The sequence below is a fragment of the Vibrio sp. 10N.222.54.A3 genome (assembly GCF_041474095.1).
In the GTDB taxonomy this organism is placed as follows: domain Bacteria; phylum Pseudomonadota; class Gammaproteobacteria; order Enterobacterales; family Vibrionaceae; genus Vibrio; species Vibrio crassostreae_C.
The window spans coordinates 1-18469 of record NZ_JBFRTN010000109.1 but is presented as its reverse complement, the minus strand read 5'-3'; the positions used below and the strand labels follow the sequence as shown (position 1 = coordinate 18469).

14 protein-coding genes are annotated in these 18469 nt (G+C 45.0%); 7 read left to right on the top strand and 7 right to left on the bottom strand.

Features of this window, described 5'->3' with window-relative positions:
- The first annotated feature begins 10 nt into the window (after positions 1 to 10).
- The gene (locus AB4507_RS19540; RefSeq protein ID WP_050634858.1) at positions 11 to 1573 is read left to right on the top strand and encodes a SpoVR family protein; all 1563 of its coding nucleotides are present in this window, start codon (positions 11 to 13) and stop codon (positions 1571 to 1573) included.
- A 144-nt stretch (positions 1574 to 1717) separates the two neighbouring features.
- On the opposite strand, the gene sohB is transcribed toward AB4507_RS19540, so the two are convergent.
- Positions 1718 to 2785, bottom strand: coding sequence for a protease SohB (gene sohB, locus AB4507_RS19535; RefSeq protein WP_065583981.1), 1068 nt, complete (start codon positions 2783 to 2785; stop codon positions 1718 to 1720).
- A 137-nt stretch (positions 2786 to 2922) separates the two neighbouring features.
- Between sohB and AB4507_RS19530 the strand changes: the two genes are divergently transcribed.
- The 4 genes from AB4507_RS19530 (at position 2923) to AB4507_RS19515 (ending at position 9368) form a co-directional block, all read left to right on the top strand.
- Positions 2923 to 3663 (top strand): YciK family oxidoreductase, encoded by a 741-nt coding sequence (locus tag AB4507_RS19530; protein WP_017062135.1) that lies wholly within the window; start codon positions 2923 to 2925, stop codon positions 3661 to 3663.
- Between the two features lie 318 nt (positions 3664 to 3981).
- Positions 3982 to 4689, top strand: coding sequence for a translesion DNA synthesis-associated protein ImuA (gene imuA, locus AB4507_RS19525; RefSeq protein WP_017063488.1), 708 nt, complete (start codon positions 3982 to 3984; stop codon positions 4687 to 4689).
- A 3-nt stretch (positions 4690 to 4692) separates the two neighbouring features.
- A complete protein-coding gene (locus AB4507_RS19520) occupies positions 4693 to 6162 on the top strand; it encodes a DNA polymerase Y family protein (protein ID WP_372183161.1) in 1470 nt (489 codons plus the stop codon).
- A gap of 113 nt (positions 6163 to 6275) precedes the next feature.
- Positions 6276 to 9368 (top strand): error-prone DNA polymerase, encoded by a 3093-nt coding sequence (locus AB4507_RS19515; RefSeq protein WP_372183159.1) that lies wholly within the window; start codon positions 6276 to 6278, stop codon positions 9366 to 9368.
- Between the two features lie 333 nt (positions 9369 to 9701).
- Here AB4507_RS19515 and AB4507_RS19510 read toward each other — a convergent pair whose 3' ends face one another.
- Entirely contained in the window at positions 9702 to 10643 is a 942-nt protein-coding gene (locus AB4507_RS19510; protein ID WP_017062139.1) for a chemotaxis protein CheV, read from the bottom strand.
- A 168-nt stretch (positions 10644 to 10811) separates the two neighbouring features.
- Positions 10812 to 12029: an ROK family protein gene (locus AB4507_RS19505; RefSeq protein ID WP_017062140.1), complete on the bottom strand. Its 1218-nt coding sequence runs from the start codon at positions 12027 to 12029 to the stop codon at positions 10812 to 10814.
- 319 nt (positions 12030 to 12348) lie between these two features.
- Here AB4507_RS19505 and pyk point away from each other — a divergent pair, with 319 nt between their 5' ends.
- Positions 12349 to 13797, top strand: a complete 1449-nt coding sequence (gene pyk, locus AB4507_RS19500) for a pyruvate kinase (RefSeq protein ID WP_017067208.1) — start codon at positions 12349 to 12351, stop codon at positions 13795 to 13797.
- A 159-nt stretch (positions 13798 to 13956) separates the two neighbouring features.
- Here the strand turns inward: pyk and AB4507_RS19495 are convergent, their stop codons facing one another.
- Together AB4507_RS19495 and AB4507_RS19490 are read right to left on the bottom strand one after the other, a co-directional pair.
- Positions 13957 to 15171, bottom strand: coding sequence for a patatin family protein (locus AB4507_RS19495; protein ID WP_017063485.1), 1215 nt, complete (start codon positions 15169 to 15171; stop codon positions 13957 to 13959).
- A gap of 41 nt (positions 15172 to 15212) precedes the next feature.
- On the bottom strand, positions 15213 to 15302 hold the full coding sequence (locus AB4507_RS19490) for a YnhF family membrane protein (protein ID WP_100214626.1): 90 nt from the start codon (positions 15300 to 15302) through the stop codon (positions 15213 to 15215).
- Positions 15303 to 15447: 145 nt separating this feature from the next.
- Here AB4507_RS19490 and AB4507_RS19485 point away from each other — a divergent pair, with 145 nt between their 5' ends.
- The gene (locus AB4507_RS19485) at positions 15448 to 16041 is read left to right on the top strand and encodes an outer membrane beta-barrel protein (RefSeq protein ID WP_017062143.1); all 594 of its coding nucleotides are present in this window, start codon (positions 15448 to 15450) and stop codon (positions 16039 to 16041) included.
- Between the two features lie 92 nt (positions 16042 to 16133).
- Here the strand turns inward: AB4507_RS19485 and AB4507_RS19480 are convergent, their stop codons facing one another.
- Positions 16134 to 16538 carry a hypothetical protein gene (locus AB4507_RS19480; RefSeq protein ID WP_372183157.1) on the bottom strand — a complete coding sequence of 135 codons (405 nt, stop codon included), beginning with the start codon at positions 16536 to 16538 and terminating at the stop codon, positions 16134 to 16136.
- 229 nt (positions 16539 to 16767) lie between these two features.
- Positions 16768 to 18198, bottom strand: a complete 1431-nt coding sequence (gene ptsG, locus AB4507_RS19475) for a PTS glucose transporter subunit IIBC (protein ID WP_017062145.1) — start codon at positions 18196 to 18198, stop codon at positions 16768 to 16770.
- Between the last annotated feature and the right edge of the window lie 271 nt (positions 18199 to 18469).

The following is an 18469-nucleotide window of genomic DNA, read 5'->3' as shown; positions in this document are numbered from 1 at the left end:
GGAGTTTGCCATGACAGCGAAATCAAACGTTGCAGAGAAAGACAAAGCTGCAAAAAAGAAAAACGACAAGATGCTGCCTGATGGTCCAGATTGGACATTCAACCTCTTGGAGAAATACCACGTAGAAATTAAGCGTGTGGCGCAGCATTACCGTTTAGACACTTACCCAAACCAGATTGAAGTGATTACTTCAGAACAGATGATGGATGCCTACTCGAGCATTGGTATGCCGATAAATTACAACCACTGGTCTTTTGGTAAGAAATTCATTCAAACCGAGCAAAACTACAAGCATGGCCAAATGGGCTTGGCATACGAAATCGTAATCAACTCCGATCCGTGTATCGCTTACCTGATGGAAGAGAACACGGTCACAATGCAGGCGCTGGTAATGGCTCACGCTTGTTATGGCCACAACTCTTTCTTTAAAGGCAACTACCTGTTCCAAACATGGACCGATGCCAGTTCCATCATCGATTACTTGTTGTTTGCTAAGAAGTACATCAGTGGTTGTGAAGAGAAATATGGTGTTGCTGAAGTCGAGCAGCTCCTTGATTCTTGTCACGCACTGATGAATTACGGCGTAGACCGATACAAACGCCCTGAGAAGATTTCCATTGCAGAAGAGACAGCAAGACAAGAAGAACGCGAAGCTTATCTGCAATCTCAAGTGAATGAGCTATGGCGAACCGTTCCTCAAAATAAAAGTAAGGAAGAAGAGACCAAGATCCGCTTTCCTAGCGAGCCTCAAGAAAACATTCTCTACTTTATCGAGAAGAACGCACCACTGCTTGAACCTTGGCAACGAGAGTGTGTTCGCATCGTTCGCAAAGTGAGCCAATACTTCTACCCTCAAAAACAAACTCAAGTGATGAACGAAGGCTGGGCAACCTTCTGGCATTACACCATTCTTAACCACCTTTACGACGAAGGCTTGGTGAGTGATAAGTTCATCTTAGAATTCCTACACAGCCATACCAGTGTCGTCGCACAACCTGCCTACAACAGTCCTTATTTCAGCGGGATAAACCCTTATGCGCTTGGCTTTGCGATGTTTAGAGACATCCGACGCATCTGTGAAGAGCCAACCGATGAAGATAGAGAGTGGTTCCCTGAGTTAGCCGGAAGTGATTGGTTAGAAGCGGTGCACTTTGCGATGCACAACTTCAAAGATGAAAGTTTCATCAGCCAATACCTTTCTCCAAAAATCATTCGAGACTTTAAGCTGTTCTCTGTACTCGACGACGACCGTAAAAATACCATTGAGGTGAGTGCTATTCATGATGATCCGGGCTATCGCCTGATTCGTGAGAAGCTTGCGGCGCAATACAACCTAAGTAACCTTGAACCAAACATTCAGGTGTTTAATGTCGATGTTCGTGGTGACCGCTCAATGACACTGCAATATGTGCCTCACGACCGCATCCCGCTTGATAAAGGCTACGACGAAGTGATGAAGCATCTCTATCGCTTGTGGGGCTTTGATGTGATTTTGGAAGAGCTCAAAGACACGGGTCATCGAGAAATCCTGACGACTTGTCCGAAACGCAATGACTATGGAGCCAAGATTTAATACCCATCATAGTAAGTAGATTATGGGTATAAAACTCCGCTCCCCCTACAACATAGTGGTCACCCGCTCGGAAGTGGAGCAATAAAAAAGCGCATAAGTCTGATGACTTATGCGCTTTCTTTTTAAGGCTCGAACTAAATAAGCTTAAACAATCGGCTTTTGACCGCGTTCAATCAGCTTCATCAGCACGCTGTCTGCAGATTTACCTGCCACGCCAGCTAGCTTGTCTGACAGCTTTTTCTTCTGTACATAGTGAATCGCTAGAACCGTCTTGTCTTTGCATGCTTCAACAACTAAGTCATCAGAAGTACGGATCTCATCCACCAGCCCAAGTTCATGTGCTTGTGTACCAAACCAGTGCTCACCCGTTGCAACCTTATCAAGGTCTAGCGCTGGACGATGGTCACGAATGAAGTCTTTGAATAAGCCGTGTGTCTCTTCTAGCTCTTCTTTGAACTTCTCACGTGCTTTATCGCTGTTCTCACCAAACATAGTAAGCGTGCGTTTGTACTCACCCGCAGTTAGCTGTTCAAACTCAATGTCGTGCTTTTTAAGCAGTTTATTGAAGTTTGGTAGTTGAGCAATCACGCCAATAGAACCAACGATAGCAAAAGGTGCTGATACGATTTTGTCTGCGATACATGCCATCATGTAACCACCGCTTGCTGCTACTTTGTCTACCGAGATAATCAAAGGCAGGCCAGCCGCTTTGATACGATCAAGTTGAGAAGACGCCAGACCATAGCCATGAACCATGCCACCGCCAGATTCAAGCTTAAGTAATACTTCATCGCCTTCACGAGCCACAGCCAGAACCGCCGTTACCTCTTCACGCAATGAAGCCACTTCTTTCGCATCAATGCTGCCGTTAAAATCAAGAACGAATAGATGTGGTTCACGCTTGCTATCAAGCTCACCCTCTTTCGCTGCTTTCTTCACTTCTTTACCGCGTGATTTTACTTTCTCTTTTTCCGCTTTCTTTTCTGCTTTATCACGGGCTTTGATGAAAGCATCATCGTGTAGATGGTGCTCTAATTGTTCAATCGTCTGTTTATGGTGTTCAGATAGGTTCGTGATTTCCAGCTCACCTTTAATCGCGCTTGATTTTCCACCCACAGATTTAGCAATGACTAAAATTGCAATGATGGCGATTACAACGGTCGCAATCTTGGCTAAAAACAAGCCGTAGTCCAACAAAAATTCCAATGTCATATCCCCTATTGTATGAATTAGTGTATTGTAACCATCTTGTCACGATTACCAAGAATTTCTCATCATTCCTGCGGTTATCTGTGTGATTAAACATCAATGGAATGACGAACATAATAAAAGAAAGAAGGATAAGCACAGTGGATTACCCAATCTCTACAGATGCCCTCAAAGATAAAGTAATTTTGGTTACAGGTGCCGGTGCTGGCATTGGTCGCCAAGCTGCACTAAGCTTCGCTCAACATGGCGCAACTGTCATTCTGTTAGGCCGCAATGTTAAAAACCTAGAATTCATTTACGATGAAATCGAAAGCGCTGGTTACCCGCAGCCTGCAATTATCCCATTGGATTTAAAAGGTGCGACAAAGCAGAACTACGTTGATATGGCTGAAACCATTCAATCACAGTTCGGTCGTTTAGACGGCCTACTTCATAATGCTGGCGTTCTTGGCACTCTGAGCCCGTTTGAGCAGATTGATGAAGAAACCTTTGATGATGTTATGCAGATCAATGTGAAGTCTGAGTTCTTGATGACTCAAGCTCTGCTACCTGCACTTAAAAAAGCAGAAGCAGGTCGTATCGTATTTACCTCTTCAACGGTTGGTCACTCTGGCCGTGCATTCTGGGGCACTTACGCAATTTCTAAGTTTGCTACCGAAGGTATGATGCAGATCCTAGCGGACGAGCTTGAAGACACGAACATCCGTGTTAACGCAATCAATCCAGGCGGCACTCAAACACGTATGCGTGCAAAAGCGTACCCAGGAGAAGATGCGAATAAGCTAAAAACGCCACTCGACATCATCCCACTGTACCTACACTTAATGAACCCAAGTGTGACAGACATTAATGGCCAATGTATCGATGCTCAACCTAAGTAACTTGATATCATTGACCAATAGTAAAAAGTCGCTTCCATAGCGGCTTTTTTTGTATCTAAATCAATCAACTAACACTGATACCAATCGTAGTAAATAACTGGTCATCCTAGCTTGTTAAAACACTCGATAACGGCGTTAGAAATTTTGATTGTAGAATAACTACTTATCGAAAATTTCTGCCTTGTTCTCAAGCATTTTTCCTGCGCTATTTATGATCACTTACTTACTGTGATTGGTATTATTCCCCTAATTTTCGTCATTTTGCTTTGCATCTTTTCCATTGTTAAATATACTGTATAAATATACAGGTATTTAATTATGCATGAACTAATAAAAAACTTACAAGACCGCCAGCTAATCTGGAAAGGGTTACAATCAACAACGCAAGGAAGCACCACTTCAACAGGCTATCCTCAACTGGATAAACAGCTTGATGGCGGCTTCCCGACGCACGGCGTTATTGAAGTTGAATCACAACAAGGGATCGGCGAGCTTCGCCTACTGACGCCCTATTTATCTCAACAAAACTCGCAAAAACTGGCCATATTCATTAACCCACCAGGGAAGATCTGTGCTGAGTTTTTTAACAGCCAAGGCATTGAATTAGAAAACATTCTCGTTATCCAGCCTCAACGCGATCTCGATGCGTTGTGGGCAGCTGAGCAGTGCCTCAAAAGCGGCGCTTGTCACTCTGTATTGCTATGGGGAGCCGATCTAGAAATACACCAAACAAAGCGCCTACAAGCAGCCAGTGAAACCGGTAAGTGCCTGCAGTTTCACTTTAAAGCCACCAGCCATAATCAATTATCCCTGCCCGTTTCCTTAAGCATGAAACTCTCTTCTCACGCGCAGGGATTAAAGGTTGAAGTGACTAAGAGAAAAGGCAGCTGGTCGTATGGCAGCTTTATTCTAGACATGACACACTACTGGCCGTTACTCACAGAGAAAGTCGTTTATGAAGACAATTCAGACCGCGCTTTGTCTGGTAACACTGTGCTGGCTTTTCCTATTGCGAAGCAAGGCTAACGTATGTTGTGGCTTTATCTGCACTTTCCATCTCTGCAGTTGGATACCTTGTTTAACTCTAATGAATTGGGTTCGAGCGAAGACTCACGCGAACAACCTATTATCATCGTGGATGAAAAAGATCACCATGTACTGCAAGCAAACCCAGCTGCGCTGCAATCGGGAATTTCGCTTGGTATGGGCTTAGGGTCTGCAGCAGCTTTGTGCCACAACTTACACGTCCACCCTTACAGTATTGAACTGGAGAAAAGTAAGCTTAAAGAGATCGCTCAATGGGCGTATCTGGTCACTTCCGACATGGCGTTATTGCCACCTAATGGTTTGTTGATTAAAGCCTCTAACATGCTGTCACTTTACGACGGGCTAGATAACTACTGGCATGAGCTCAAAAGCCACTTAGAAACGCTCAATATCCAGTTCAGCTTCGCTACGGGTTATTCGCCGCTTTCTGCGATCCTTTTGGGTAAGCAAGCGATCAACCAAGCAACAAACAATATTGAGCAGATGAAAACTTGGGTCAATCAACAAGCATTAATTTCCAGTGAGCTACCGACCAAGCAAGTGGAACGCCTGAACCGTGTCGGTATCAATACCGTTGAAGACTTATTAAAGCTGCCTTTGCAAGAGGTCGCACGCCGCTTTGATATCGACTTGGTGAATTATGTCGGTCGCCTTAACGGCCAGTTCAAGCACCCGATTGATTTCTATCATCCACCAGAGAATTTCCAGCAATATTTGGAGCTATTGTTTGATATTGAAAACATCCTATTTATCGAAAAGCCGTTGCTGAAATTACTGAATCAACTCGAATGTTTTTTGAAGCTACGCGATCGAGTGGCTTTCGAGTTAACTCTGACTTTACACCTAAGAGATAAAGACGATCACCCTGTCTCTTTTTATTCGGCACAAGGTGATTACCTTGCTGAAAAATGGGCGAACCTTACTCATCTCACCTTAGAGTCACTCAAGCTCACCGCACCGGTTCAAGGACTGACCCTCAGCTTGGTTTGTCATGGAGAACCCCAAATGGCCTACCATGATCTTTTTGATGGTAATACCGGAACACTTGCCGCGTTAGATTTGCTCTCACTACTGCAAGCAAAGCTTGGACAAGCCTGTATTCAAACACCAAAAATACAGCACGACCCAAGGCCAGAAAAGGCCAATCAGTATTCGCTCCCAACACTGAGTAAGTCTGTGACAAAAAGGCAAACACCCCCAGAGAGCGAGCAACAAACCATAGCTCTCAGCGTCGTTCAACAGCGGCTCAGGCCCAGTATTTTACTGCCAGAGCCCGAAGCCTTAACCGAAAGCGTCACCTTATCTCAAGGCCCAGAGCGCATTGTGTCTGGCTGGTGGGACGGAGAGAAGGTCATTCGTGACTACTTTATTGCTCACAGCGAAAACGGTCGGTGGCTCTGGATATTTAGAACGCCAGATAAACAGTGGTTTTTGCACGGCTTATTTAGCTAGTCGGTAAGAACGTAAGTCAGCAAGAAACTTTGTTAGCTCCTCCGTTCTACTTATTCAATTTCAGCGTCCCTTTTCAATCATGTTCACTCGCAATGGTTAAGTGAGATTACGTTATGTCTCAGCAATACTCAGAGCTATTTTGCCAAAGCAATTACTCCTTCCTTGAGGGAGCCTCACACGCAGAGGAGCTTGTTTTACAGGCCGATTTCTTGCGTTACAAAGCACTCGCGGTTACTGATGAGTGCTCAGTCGCGGGCATCGTTAAGGTTCACTCTGCGATCAAGCAACATAAACTATCACTCAAGCAAATTGTCGGGAGCATGTTTTGGCTAAATGAAGAGTGCCAAGTGGTCTTGATATGCCCAAACAGACAAGCCTACGCCGAGCTGTGCCGTATAATTACCAACGCGAGACGTCGTAGCAGTAAGGGACATTATCAGCTCTCTGAGTGGGATATCATGTCGGCTAAGCACTGCTTTATTCTTTGGCTTCCTCAACAGAAAAATGAAGACGCGCACTGGGGGCAATGGCTATCTCAGCACCATTCAGGTCGGCTTTGGATCGGCTTACAAAGACACCTAAAGCAAACCGACCAGCAGTACACAGATTACTGCGTTGAGCTGTCACAACATCATCAACTGCCGATAACAGCTTGTGGTGGCGTGCTAATGCACAATGCTAACCGCTTACCCTTACAGCACTCACTCACTGCGATAAAGTACCAAAAGCCCATTACCGAAGTGGGCAGTCACTTACTCGCTAATGCCGAGCGCTGTTTACGGAGTATCAATAAGCTCTCTCATATCTTCAAAGCGGAGTGGCTAGAAGAGAGCAACCGTATCGCTGAGCTGTGTGAATTTGATTTAAATAGCTTGCGATACGAATATCCCAGTGAGCTGATTCCTCAAGAGGAGACACCCATGAGTTATCTGCGCATGTTGGTCGAAAAAGGAAAACGAGCTCGCTTCCCACAAGGTGTACCTGACGACATCCAACAAATCATAGATAAAGAATTGGGATTAATTGACGAGCTTGACTACCCTTTCTTTTTTCTCACCATTCACGACATCGTGATGTTTGCCAAAAGCCAAGGCATTCTTTACCAAGGTCGAGGTTCAGCGGCCAATTCCGTGGTCTGTTACTGCTTAGAAATCACCTCTGTCGACCCAAGACAGATCTCGGTGCTGTTTGAGCGTTTCATCAGTAAAGAGCGCGATGAGCCGCCTGATATTGATGTCGATTTTGAACACGAACGTCGTGAAGAAGTCATCCAATACATCTACAAAAAATACGGTAGAGAACGGGCTGCACTTGCTGCAACAGTCATCTCTTATCGCTTCAAAAGTGCGGTGAGAGATGTGGGGAAAGCATTAGGGCTACAAGAAACTCAGCTCGACTACTTCATCAAGAACACCAATCGCAGGGACAAAAGCTTAGGTTGGCAGGCTCAGCTCACTCAATTAGGGCTACAACCTGATTCTTTGAAGGGGCAGCAGTTTATCCACTTGGTTAATGAGATTATCGGCTTCCCACGTCACTTATCTCAACATGTCGGTGGCTTTGTCATATCCTCAGGGCCTTTGTATGAGCTGGTTCCCGTCGAAAATGCAGCGATGCACGATCGAACCATTATCCAATGGGATAAGGATGATCTAGAAACCTTAGGCTTGCTGAAAGTTGATGTGCTCGCGTTGGGTATGCTCTCTGCGATTCGTAAATGTTTCGACCTGATCAAACGTATTCACGGGCGATCACTGACCATTGCTGAGATCACTCGCCTTAAGGACGATCCTCAGGTTTACGGCATGATTCAGCGAGCAGACACAGTCGGGATATTCCAAATTGAGTCACGCGCACAAATGAGCATGCTGCCAAGGCTTAAACCGAAGACTTATTACGACTTGGTGATTCAAATCGCTATCGTACGCCCAGGCCCTATTCAGGGTGATATGGTGCATCCGTTTCTCAAGCGTCGAGATGGCATTGAGCCAATCAGTTATCCATCTAAAGACGTGGAATCAGTACTGTCGCGCACCTTAGGTGTACCGATATTCCAAGAGCAAGTGATCAAACTCGCGATGGTCGCTGCAGGGTTCACAGGCGGAGAAGCAGATCAACTCAGACGGGCAATGGCCGCTTGGAAGAAAAATGGCAACGTCTTTAAGTTCAAAAACAAACTCATCGAAGGAATGCAAAAGCGCGGCTATGAGACAGAGTTTGCTGAGCAGATCTTTAAACAGATATGCGGCTTTGGCGAGTACGGTTTTCCTGAAAGCCACTCCGCTTCGTTTGCGGTGTTAGCGTATTGCTCCGCTTGGCTGAAATGCTACTACCCAGAGTGCTTCTACGCTTCTCTGTTGAATAGCCAACCGATGGGGTTTTATAGCCCTTCACAGTTGGTACAAGACGCACAACGACACAATGTGGTGATACTTCCGGTATGTGTGAACGCTTCTCAAAACGACCACACGGTTGCCCCTCATCAGAATGGTCTAGCGATTCGCTTAGGGCTGCGACAAATCAAAGGATTCAGCGAGCATGGAATTCAAAGCGTGCTCGCCAATCGTCCACCATCCGGTTATCGCCACCCTAGTCAGGTGAAACAGTTATCGATGAATAAGAAAGATATCGAGCTACTGGCATCGGCCAATGCGCTACATAACGTTTCTGGAGACCGCTTCCAGACTCGCTGGGCGATCATGGACTCGGCGTCGGATTTACCTCTGTTTAGCCAAGCCTATGACGATGCTGAGGCAGGGTATGACGAACATGTACTGCACAAGCCCAACGAGATGCAAGATCTACTCGAAGACTTCACCAGTGTCGGAATTTCATTGAACAAGCACCCCATCACTTTGCTCGAAGAAGCAGGACGATTAGGTCGATTCACACACATGAAAGATTTAATACAGCAAAGACACAAATCTATGGTCACCGTTGTCGGATTAGTCACAGGTAAACAATCTCCCGGCACCGCGGCAGGTGTCACCTTTGTTACGCTGGAAGATAGCACTGGCAATATTAATGTCGTGGTATGGGGAGCAACCGCACGCGCTCAACAGCAAGCTTATCTCACAGCCAAGGCGTTAAAAGTACAAGGGATATTAGAAAAAGAAGGTGAAGTCGTGCATGTTATCGCGGGAAAACTTATCGATATTACCGATGAAATTGTTGGCTTGAAAACCAAATCTCGGGATTTTCATTAGCGAAGTACCAACTGTTCTCAATCGATCATTGGCTAAAGAAAAGAGAGAAAGAAAAACGAAAAAAGGAAGCATCCGCTTCCCTTCAATTCCAGTTGTTGAGTTATGACTCAACTTCAGCTTCCGTACGTCTTTTCTTAAATTCCCTATACAGTAATAAGCTCAAAGTCATGACGACTTTAGACGTTAACCATATCATTAAGAGGAACTACCTTAGATTGTGTGTGAAAAATTACGCTAGTAGTTGAGCATATTTCGTTAAGAAAAATATGCTGCGTGAATATTAGCAAGCGTTTTCTATAAGGTCACTCAAAACAAACCGTACAGCAGCATTAATTATAAAATCTGACGCATTCGCTCTTGAGTCACTTCAACCAAGAGGTCTGGCTGGAACTTAGAAATAAAGCGGTTACACCCTACTTTCTCAACCATAGCTTCATTAAAACTTCCACTTAATGAAGTATTTAGCGTGATGAATAGGTCATGCATTCTTGGGTCAGTACGTACTTCGTGTGTCAGCTTGTAGCCGTCCATTTCAGGCATTTCAGCATCGGTGATCATCAACAATATTTCTTGATTGATGTCTTTGCCTTCATCACACCAGCCCTTAAGTAAGGTCAGTGCTTCTAAGCCATCACAACACTCAATAATGTTCAAACCCAACTGCGACAAGGTGCCTTTGATCTGGTTACGCGCTGTTGAAGAGTCATCAACGATAAGCACATTGCGTCCTATCATCTCCTGAGCTAATTGTTCATCTAAAACGCCTTCAGAGATCGAGACATCGTAATCAATGATCTCAGCCAACACTTTCTCAACATCGATGATCTCGACGATCTTGTGCTGCTCTTCTTCTTGAATATGCGTAATAGCGGTTAGGTAGTTTGCACGGCCTGTTGTCTTTGGCGGCGGCTGGATTTCTGTCCATGTCGTGTTCACGATATTACGAACTTGCCCAACCAAGAAACCTTGTACGGTTCGGTTGTATTCCGTAATAATCAGGTTGCTCTCTTGAGACTCCGCACGAGATGGCGGAAAGCCAATGGCACTGCGTAAATCGATAACAGGCACCGATTCACCACGTAAAGACGCAACACCCGTAATATGATGATGAGAGCCCGGTAAGCGAGTGAGTACTGGCACTTTGAGGACTTCTTTCACTTTAAATACGTTAATCGCAAATAGTTGACGACTATTTAAGCTGAATAACAAGAGTTCCAGACGGTTTTCACCGACCAGTTTGGTTCTCTGATCAACCGAATTTAAAACGCCAGACATACAACACCTTAGTGACAAATAATAACTGTGGCTACAATAGCCTACTTCAATAGGTTAAAGCAAAGCGCCAATGCACAGAATGCTTAAACTAAGTACAACAAATGATGTTATACAAAGCTTAAGTACATGGAAAGGTTCAAGGTAAGGCTACAAGACGAGAAAAAGGGGTTAACCTTCAATAACTTTCATTAACAGTTGGCCATCGTATAAGGCCTGCTTGATGAGCGCAGCACCTGGCATGGTTGCCTGCTTATAAAAACGAGATTCCACCAGCTCTAAGTCTTTATGGTAAACCGATAGACTCTGCTCTTCGATACACTTTTGAATCGCCGGGTATAACACGCTCTTCGCCTGATTGATAACACCACCCACCAAGATTTTCTCTGGGTTGAACAGGTTAATCACAATCGCAATCGCAGAACCTAGATAACGGCCTAACTGTTCAATCACTTCGACAGCCAGCGGATCCCCATTAGCAGCGGCAGCACAGATCTGTTCAATAGTGACGTCTTCAAACACCGTTAGCGTTGATTCTTCACCATTTACCAATCGCTCTTTGACTTGCTCACGGATTGCCTGAGAACTCGCCACCGTTTCTAAACAGCCTCGATTACCACAGTGGCAAAGCTTGCCTTCTTTATCGATCTGGATATGCCCCAACTCACCGATGTTACCGTGACGTCCTTGCAGAACGCGACCATCAAGAATGATCCCGGCACCTAAACCGTGGTGAATCGAGATAAGAACAGAGTTGTCGTTGTCTTGTGAGTTACCAAACAGCTTTTCTGCTAATGCCCACGCTCGGGTATCATTGGCAATAAAAACTGGCAAACCGGTTTCTTTGTAGATCTCCGGCCCCAACGCTAAGTTTTCAACGTTATAGTGCGGCATCTGCAACACAATACCTTGCTCTGAATTCACCAGACCTGGCAGTGTGATAGCGATACTCGTCACCCTGTCGAGTTGCTCGGCATAGGTTTGGAAGAACTCATCGATTTCATGGAGAAGACGCGCAAGCACATCGTCTTGATCACGTTCATGGATATCAATCTTGGTATCGATAAGCACGTCGCCGCCCAATTCATGGAGCGCGATCGTCAAGTATCCGCGACCAAGACGCATCGACAAAAATTGCCAACCTTCGTTATTGGTTTGCAGACCGACAGCAGGACGCCCACGAGTCGTGGCTTCTTGAACCGTCGTTTCGTGAATAAGGTGAGCTTCAATGAGTTCACGGGTAATTTTAGTAATACTCGCCGGAGCCAACTCACTTTGCTTGGACAGATCGATACGAGAAATAGGACCTTTAAGGTCAATTAGTTTATATACACGACCAGCATTGACCTGTTTGATATGATCAATATGGCCCGGTTGAGCCATGTACATTTTACGCTCCAGAAATCATCAACGAGGTAATTTTTTTACTTTGCGAAGTAATTGTGAAGTCACTTGGTATATCGCCGTGACCAGTATCACGTATATACATGAATCTTTGTGTATCGAGTCAAATAGTTCGAGGAAAATTAACACCCACATCGATAATTTGCGACTTAATTTTCAGAATAAAACATCGCGTTTGAGCCCTGAATTCAATAATTAAAGGCAAATCAAGAAATATCCTCCTAGCTCCCAATAAATTATCAATTAATGCATATACTTAATTCAGTCTTTTAAAAGATTACTTGGCCTCACTCTAGGAGTATTCATGACAGCCGAATTAAGAAAAACGAAAATCGTCACAACGCTAGGCCCTTCTACTGATAAAGGTAACGTGCTTGAAGAGATCATCAAAGCCGGTGCCAATATAGTCCGTATGAACTTCTCTCACGGCACCAGCGACGACCATATACAACGCGCAGAAAAAGTCAGAGCAATAGCAAAAAGACACGGTACTCAAATCGCCATTCTCGGAGACTTACAAGGTCCCAAGATTCGTGTGTCGACATTCAAAGATGGCAAAATTCAACTTGCCGTAGGTGACCTATTTACTCTCGACAGCAGCCTAGGTTTAGGTGAAGGCAATCAAAAAGCCGTTGGCCTTGATTACAAAGAACTGCCTAACGACGTATCCGCCGGCGATATACTGTTGCTTGACGATGGTCGTGTTCAACTCAAAGTAACCAAAGTGGAAGGCTGTCGCGTTCATACCGAAGTCATCATTGGCGGCCCACTCTCAAATAACAAAGGCATCAACAAAAAAGGGGGTGGCCTTTCCGCAGAAGCGCTAACAGAAAAAGACAAGCGCGACATCGTCACCGCCGCACAAATCAAAGTGGATTACCTAGCGGTGTCTTTCCCTCGTAATGGTGAAGACATGCACTATGCTCGTCAGCTTGCACGAGAAGCCGGCTTAGAAGCTCACCTCGTCGCAAAAGTGGAGCGAGCAGAGACAGTAGCTACAGTTGAGAACATGGATGACATCATAATGGCCTCAGATGTGGTCATGGTGGCTCGTGGTGACCTCGGAGTGGAAATTGGCGACCCTGAGTTAGTCGGAGTACAAAAACAGCTTATACGCCGTGCCAGAGCGCTTAACCGAACTGTCATCACCGCAACTCAGATGATGGAATCAATGATTTCTGCGCCAATGCCAACCCGTGCCGAAGTTATGGATGTTGCCAACGCCGTACTCGATGGCACCGATGCTGTGATGCTGTCTGGTGAAACTGCAGCTGGTGACTACCCAGTCGAGACCGTAAAATCGATGGCAGAAGTCTGTATTGGTGCGGAAAAAATGGCAGGCATTAATAACCAATCCAATTACCGTATTGACCGCACCTTTGTTACTGCCGAAGAAACCGTTTCGATGGCGACCATCTACTCTGCAAACCATATGGAAGGCATTAAAGGCGTTGTCACTCTCACCGAGTCAGGCCGCACCGCACTGATGATGTCTCGCCTGAGTGCCGACATGCCGATCTACGCGCTGTCTCGTAACGAAGGAACGCTTAATCGCTGTACCTTATACCGAGGTGTGACACCAATCTACTTCGAGACAGAAGCCGAAGACAGCTTTGACATTGCACTATCTACACTCACTTGCTTGAAAGAGAAAGGACACCTTAAGTTTGGTGACCTAGTGATCGTCACTCAAGGCGACATTATGGATGTAGCAGGGTCAACCAACTGTATGAGAATCTTGCCTGTCACCTAATATTTGACCTTAAGGCGAAACGATTCGCCTAATCTCAAAAACTTAAAAGGGTTATCGAACCAAGTTCAATAACCCTTTTTCATTTCAGAACACGACTCACTAAAATCTGCTTAAACAGCATAACGAGCTCACAGCATGCTAGCTCATCAACTTCGGGAATTAGTTACCCGCAGCAATGGTGGCTAACTGTGGCATATGCGAGTTGCGAGCGTTTTCCGTTGAGGTATAGGTCTCCACAAATCGGTAACCGGCTTCTAAACCCAATTCGTAATCATGCAGTAAATCATCTTTATGACTCATTAATGAGCTCGATTTAAGCGTTTGACTAGGTGCTATCTGAACCACAAACGCGTCGTCTGGTGGCGAATTCAAAAAATCCTGAGTCAATGAGTAGGTCTGATAATGCACCATCAGCATGTCAGCCAACCCTGAATCAAACTTATCTCCGATTAAATGACTTAAGCGATAAATATCATCTGCACCAAATAGCCAGCGACCACCGTTCAGCAGGTCTAAATGCCCACGGTCACGCTTCTGCTCTTTTGAGCGCATAATTTGTTGTTGGAAGAAAGAGGTCCAGTCGGTTTTCCACTGTTCCACTTTCTGTTGCCAATGGCCTTGAACACTGTCGAAAGATTCGCGGAACCACTCCAGTTCTTCTGCAGATATAGGTTTAGGCGCTTTGACTGAAGATCCCTTAACTGGTGCTTCAACCAAATGGGTATTACCTTCCTCCACCACTGGCTCAGTACGAATCACCACAATAGAACGAGCTTGTCTTCGCCACGCTTCCTGAACTGGGATACACGCCGATACACCACCGTCCACATAAGCACTGTCACCAATAAAGACTTCGTCATTGTACAAGCGAGGAATAGCACAGGTCGCAATCATCACCTTGTACCAATCTTCGCCCAATAATGGGAAGTAGTGGTCTCGTAAGTCTTTGGAATCCGTTACAGCCGCATAGAAGTGGCGATCGCCTAGCGTTTGTCGCCCTAAATCCAGATCGAGCTTATATGGGTAAGCCATGATTTGTTCTAGCGCCCATTCTAATCCTAGGTTCTTTCTGTGTCGTATATAGGAAAAGAGATTGAAGAACTCTGGTGAGGTTGTGAGGTCGAGAACAAAAGAACGTCCAAGGCCTTTATCACGGCACAGATAAGCACATAAGTTGAGAGCACCTGCTGAGGTACCAAAAAATTCGTCGAAGGGGTCAAAATTTGAGAGAAGAAAGGCATCCAGCACTCCAGAAGTAAAAATACTTCTCTGTCCGCCACCTTGAGCGACCAGTGCTGTTTTTCCAGCAATAAACTTAGCGTAATAATCCAAGTCTATTGCTGTATCAATATTGGTTATAATCCCACTATTCATTATTCCCTGAGTATCAAAACTCAGCCTCGCAATAGATGGTATTAACTACCAATCGCAATAAAGCCAAATGAAAGAATGATCATGTAGATAAACACGGTAATTTGTAGGGCATTTTTCAGATTATGGTCCATAGACACCTCTGGTTTATTATTAATTTGTCGAGTCTCTATTTAAGTACTATCAGGTGTGTGAAGTATCTTCAAGAATCGTCGAAATTAGTCGCACAATATTGATGTAACCATCACAATTAGTAAGTGTATGGATAAGGATATACTCATGAATAACAAAGCAAATATGATGGCACTGATTACGCTTCTCTCCGTTTCAAGCGCGTATGCTTCGCCGGAGATCATCATTACACCTATGGTAGGTTATACCGGCGGTGGCAGTGTCGAAGACCAGGACGGTAAAACCTATGACATGAAAGGCTCTGAAAATTACACCTTTGCCATTGAAACGCCACTTGAAAAAGGACGCATCGGCTTCTTCTACTCCAATCAGAGCTCGGAATTAGAAACGCTTAACCTAAGCTCCTCCACCCAATACCTGCACCTTCAAAGCAGCATCTACTACCCTGCTTCGCCTGTGTTGTCGGGTTATCTAGGGCTAGGCCTGGGTGCTTCTTACGTCGATGTAGACTGGGCAAAAGATAAGTATGGATTCTCAACTTCTATCTTTGGTGGCTTAGAGTACAAATTTAGTGACCGACTAGCGTTGAACACACAAGTACGTTGGTTAGGCACGGTTGTCGACAACGATACCTCCGGTGTTTGTAATATCCCAAATAACGGGCAAGAGTGCATCATTCGCTTTGATACCGACTGGATGAACCAATTCCAAGCCAATGTCGGACTGAGTTTTACTTTCTAAGCGGCTCAATGAAGCAAAAATATAAGATCGGCCCAAACTAAAAAACCAGCTAAATGCTGGTTTTTTCATTATTAAAACGGTTTTAGTTCAGGTTAGAACTTATAGGTAACACCTAAAGCGCCGCCCACTTGCAACTCAACACCTTTATACATATCGAGTTCAGGGTGAACTTGAGCGTAAGCATTCCAACCTTCGTAGAAATTCACTTTCATGCCTAACGGCAAGCGTAAGCCAAAGTCGTCATTCCATTCAGCCCAAGCACCAGCACCGACGTACCAGCTCAACGGAGCTTCAGTCTCGAACTGACCACGCTTCAAAATGTAATCAAAGGCAGCGCCGTCATTGCCAATCGTAGCACGGTATTTCTGATCAAATTCCACAACGACACTCAGGTCTTGGTCAATGGCGAGTCCCACTTCCAAAGCTGGAGCTTCAGAAGCGTGAGCAAACGAGGCTCCGCTGCAGCACATAAGGCCGATCAAGTAACGATGTTTCATAATATTCTCAGACTGTATTTAAAAAACGGAAGTCTACTGGAATCTCAGCAAAAGGTGTCATCGCTGGGTAAAAGATAAAAGACACGAAAAATTTAAGAGCAACCATCAACTGATCGAGTTGAATGATAAGTATCTGAGTTAATGGAGATTAAGCACAATAGATCTTTCATAGAGCAGAAAACAAAAAAGGAGGCCTTTCGGCCTCCTTTCAATTTATTGAATCAGAGAATTAACCGTTGTTACGGATCCACTCATCCATGTCTGTCTTAAGGTTGTCAGACTTAGTACCGAAGATAGCTTGTACGCCACCCGCTACTACTACAACACCTGCAGCGCCTAGTTTCTTCAGCTTGTCTTGGTCAACAAGAGCTGTATCAGCTACTGCAACACGTAGACGAGTAATACAAGCGTCAAGACCAGTGATGTTCGCTTTACCACCGAATGCAGCAACTAGCTCACCAGCAAGTTCAGAACCAGTCGCAACTGACTCTTCTTCAGTCTCGTCTTCACGGCCTGGAGTTTTAAGGTCTAGAGCTTTAATCACAGTGCGGAATACGATGTAGTAAATTGCAGCGTAAGCAATACCACATACAACCATTAGGCCCATCTTAGACGCGTTGCCAGATAGAACTAGGAAGTCGATTAGACCGTGTGAGAAAGATGTACCGTGTACAAAACCTAGAGTGTTCGCAAGAACGTATGCAGAACCAGCTAGTAGAGCGTGGATTGCGTACAGTACTGGAGCAACGAATAGGAAAGAGAATTCGATTGGTTCAGTGATACCCGTTAGGAATGAAGTCAACGCAGCAGAAGCCATGATGCCCATTACTTTAGCGCGGTTTTCAGGCTTAGCTGAGTGTGCAATCGCGATTGCAGCAGCAGGTAGACCGAACATCTTGAACATGTAACCACCAGCTAGCTGACCGAAGCCATTGCCCGCTGCACGAGATGCGTCATCAGCAACTAAGTAACAAGTAAGAACACCGTTTTGAGTTTCGCCAGCAGCGTTTACACAAGTACCAGCTTCAAAGAAGAAAGGTACGTTCCAAACGTGGTGAAGACCAAATGGAATTAGAGAACGCTCAACGATACCGTAGATACCAAACGCCACTTGTGGGTTTTGGTGAGCAGCCCAATCAGAGAACGCAGAGATAGCGCCGCCAACTGGTGGCCATACTACAGATAGTAGGATTGCTAGACCAATCGCAGAGAAACCTGTGATGATTGGCACAGCACGCTTACCAGCGAAGAAGCCAAGGTACTCTGGTAGTTGAATACGGAAGAAACGGTTGAATGCCCAAGCAGCAACACCACCGACTAGGATACCACCTAGTACACCAGTATCGATTTTATCAACGCCCATTACACCAGCCATTACGCCAAGTGTAGCAGTCATGATGCCGTAACCAACGATAGCAGCTAGACCCGCTACACCATCGTTGTTAGTAAAGCCAAGTGCAACACCTACTGCGAACAGTAGTGCCATTTGACCGAATACTGAACCACCAGCTTGTTCCATTAAGTTTGAAACGATTTCTGGAATGAAAGGAAGATCTGCTGCACCGACACCTAGCAAAATACCCGCAACTGGTAAAACTGATACTGGAAGCATCAGAGACTTACCAACTTTCTGCAGGCTAGCAAAAAGGTTCTTAAACATGTTTATGCTCCTGATAAAGATAAAATAATTATATTGGGTTCTAACGGCACACCCCCGTAGCCTATATGTTAGCACCCTGCGAAAATGTAACCATGTATTGCATTATATTTTCTGCCGCTAAATATATATTGATGGGGAACTAACTTTCTAGTCACTTACGAAATTTAGTTTCAAAACACGTCTTGGATCACATGTCAAATCTAGAAATGCAATCCTTTACAAGCATTTAATCAATTGAAATATATAAGTATTTTTCAATAGTCCTATTATT

Coding starts and splice junctions, on each gene's coding strand:
- AB4507_RS19540 (WP_050634858.1), top strand. CDS start 11: ATGACAGCGAAATCAAACGTTGCAGAGAAAGACAAAGCTGCAAAAAAG.
- sohB (WP_065583981.1), bottom strand. CDS start 2,785: ATGACATTGGAATTTTTGTTGGACTACGGCTTGTTTTTAGCCAAGATT.
- imuA (WP_017063488.1), top strand. CDS start 3,982: ATGCATGAACTAATAAAAAACTTACAAGACCGCCAGCTAATCTGGAAA.
- AB4507_RS19520 (WP_372183161.1), top strand. CDS start 4,693: ATGTTGTGGCTTTATCTGCACTTTCCATCTCTGCAGTTGGATACCTTG.
- AB4507_RS19515 (WP_372183159.1), top strand. CDS start 6,276: ATGTCTCAGCAATACTCAGAGCTATTTTGCCAAAGCAATTACTCCTTC.
- AB4507_RS19510 (WP_017062139.1), bottom strand. CDS start 10,643: ATGTCTGGCGTTTTAAATTCGGTTGATCAGAGAACCAAACTGGTCGGT.
- AB4507_RS19505 (WP_017062140.1), bottom strand. CDS start 12,029: ATGTACATGGCTCAACCGGGCCATATTGATCATATCAAACAGGTCAAT.
- pyk (WP_017067208.1), top strand. CDS start 12,349: ATGACAGCCGAATTAAGAAAAACGAAAATCGTCACAACGCTAGGCCCT.
- AB4507_RS19495 (WP_017063485.1), bottom strand. CDS start 15,171: ATGAATAGTGGGATTATAACCAATATTGATACAGCAATAGACTTGGAT.
- AB4507_RS19490 (WP_100214626.1), bottom strand. CDS start 15,302: ATGGACCATAATCTGAAAAATGCCCTACAAATTACCGTGTTTATCTAC.
- AB4507_RS19485 (WP_017062143.1), top strand. CDS start 15,448: ATGAATAACAAAGCAAATATGATGGCACTGATTACGCTTCTCTCCGTT.
- AB4507_RS19480 (WP_372183157.1), bottom strand. CDS start 16,538: ATGAAACATCGTTACTTGATCGGCCTTATGTGCTGCAGCGGAGCCTCG.
- ptsG (WP_017062145.1), bottom strand. CDS start 18,198: ATGTTTAAGAACCTTTTTGCTAGCCTGCAGAAAGTTGGTAAGTCTCTG.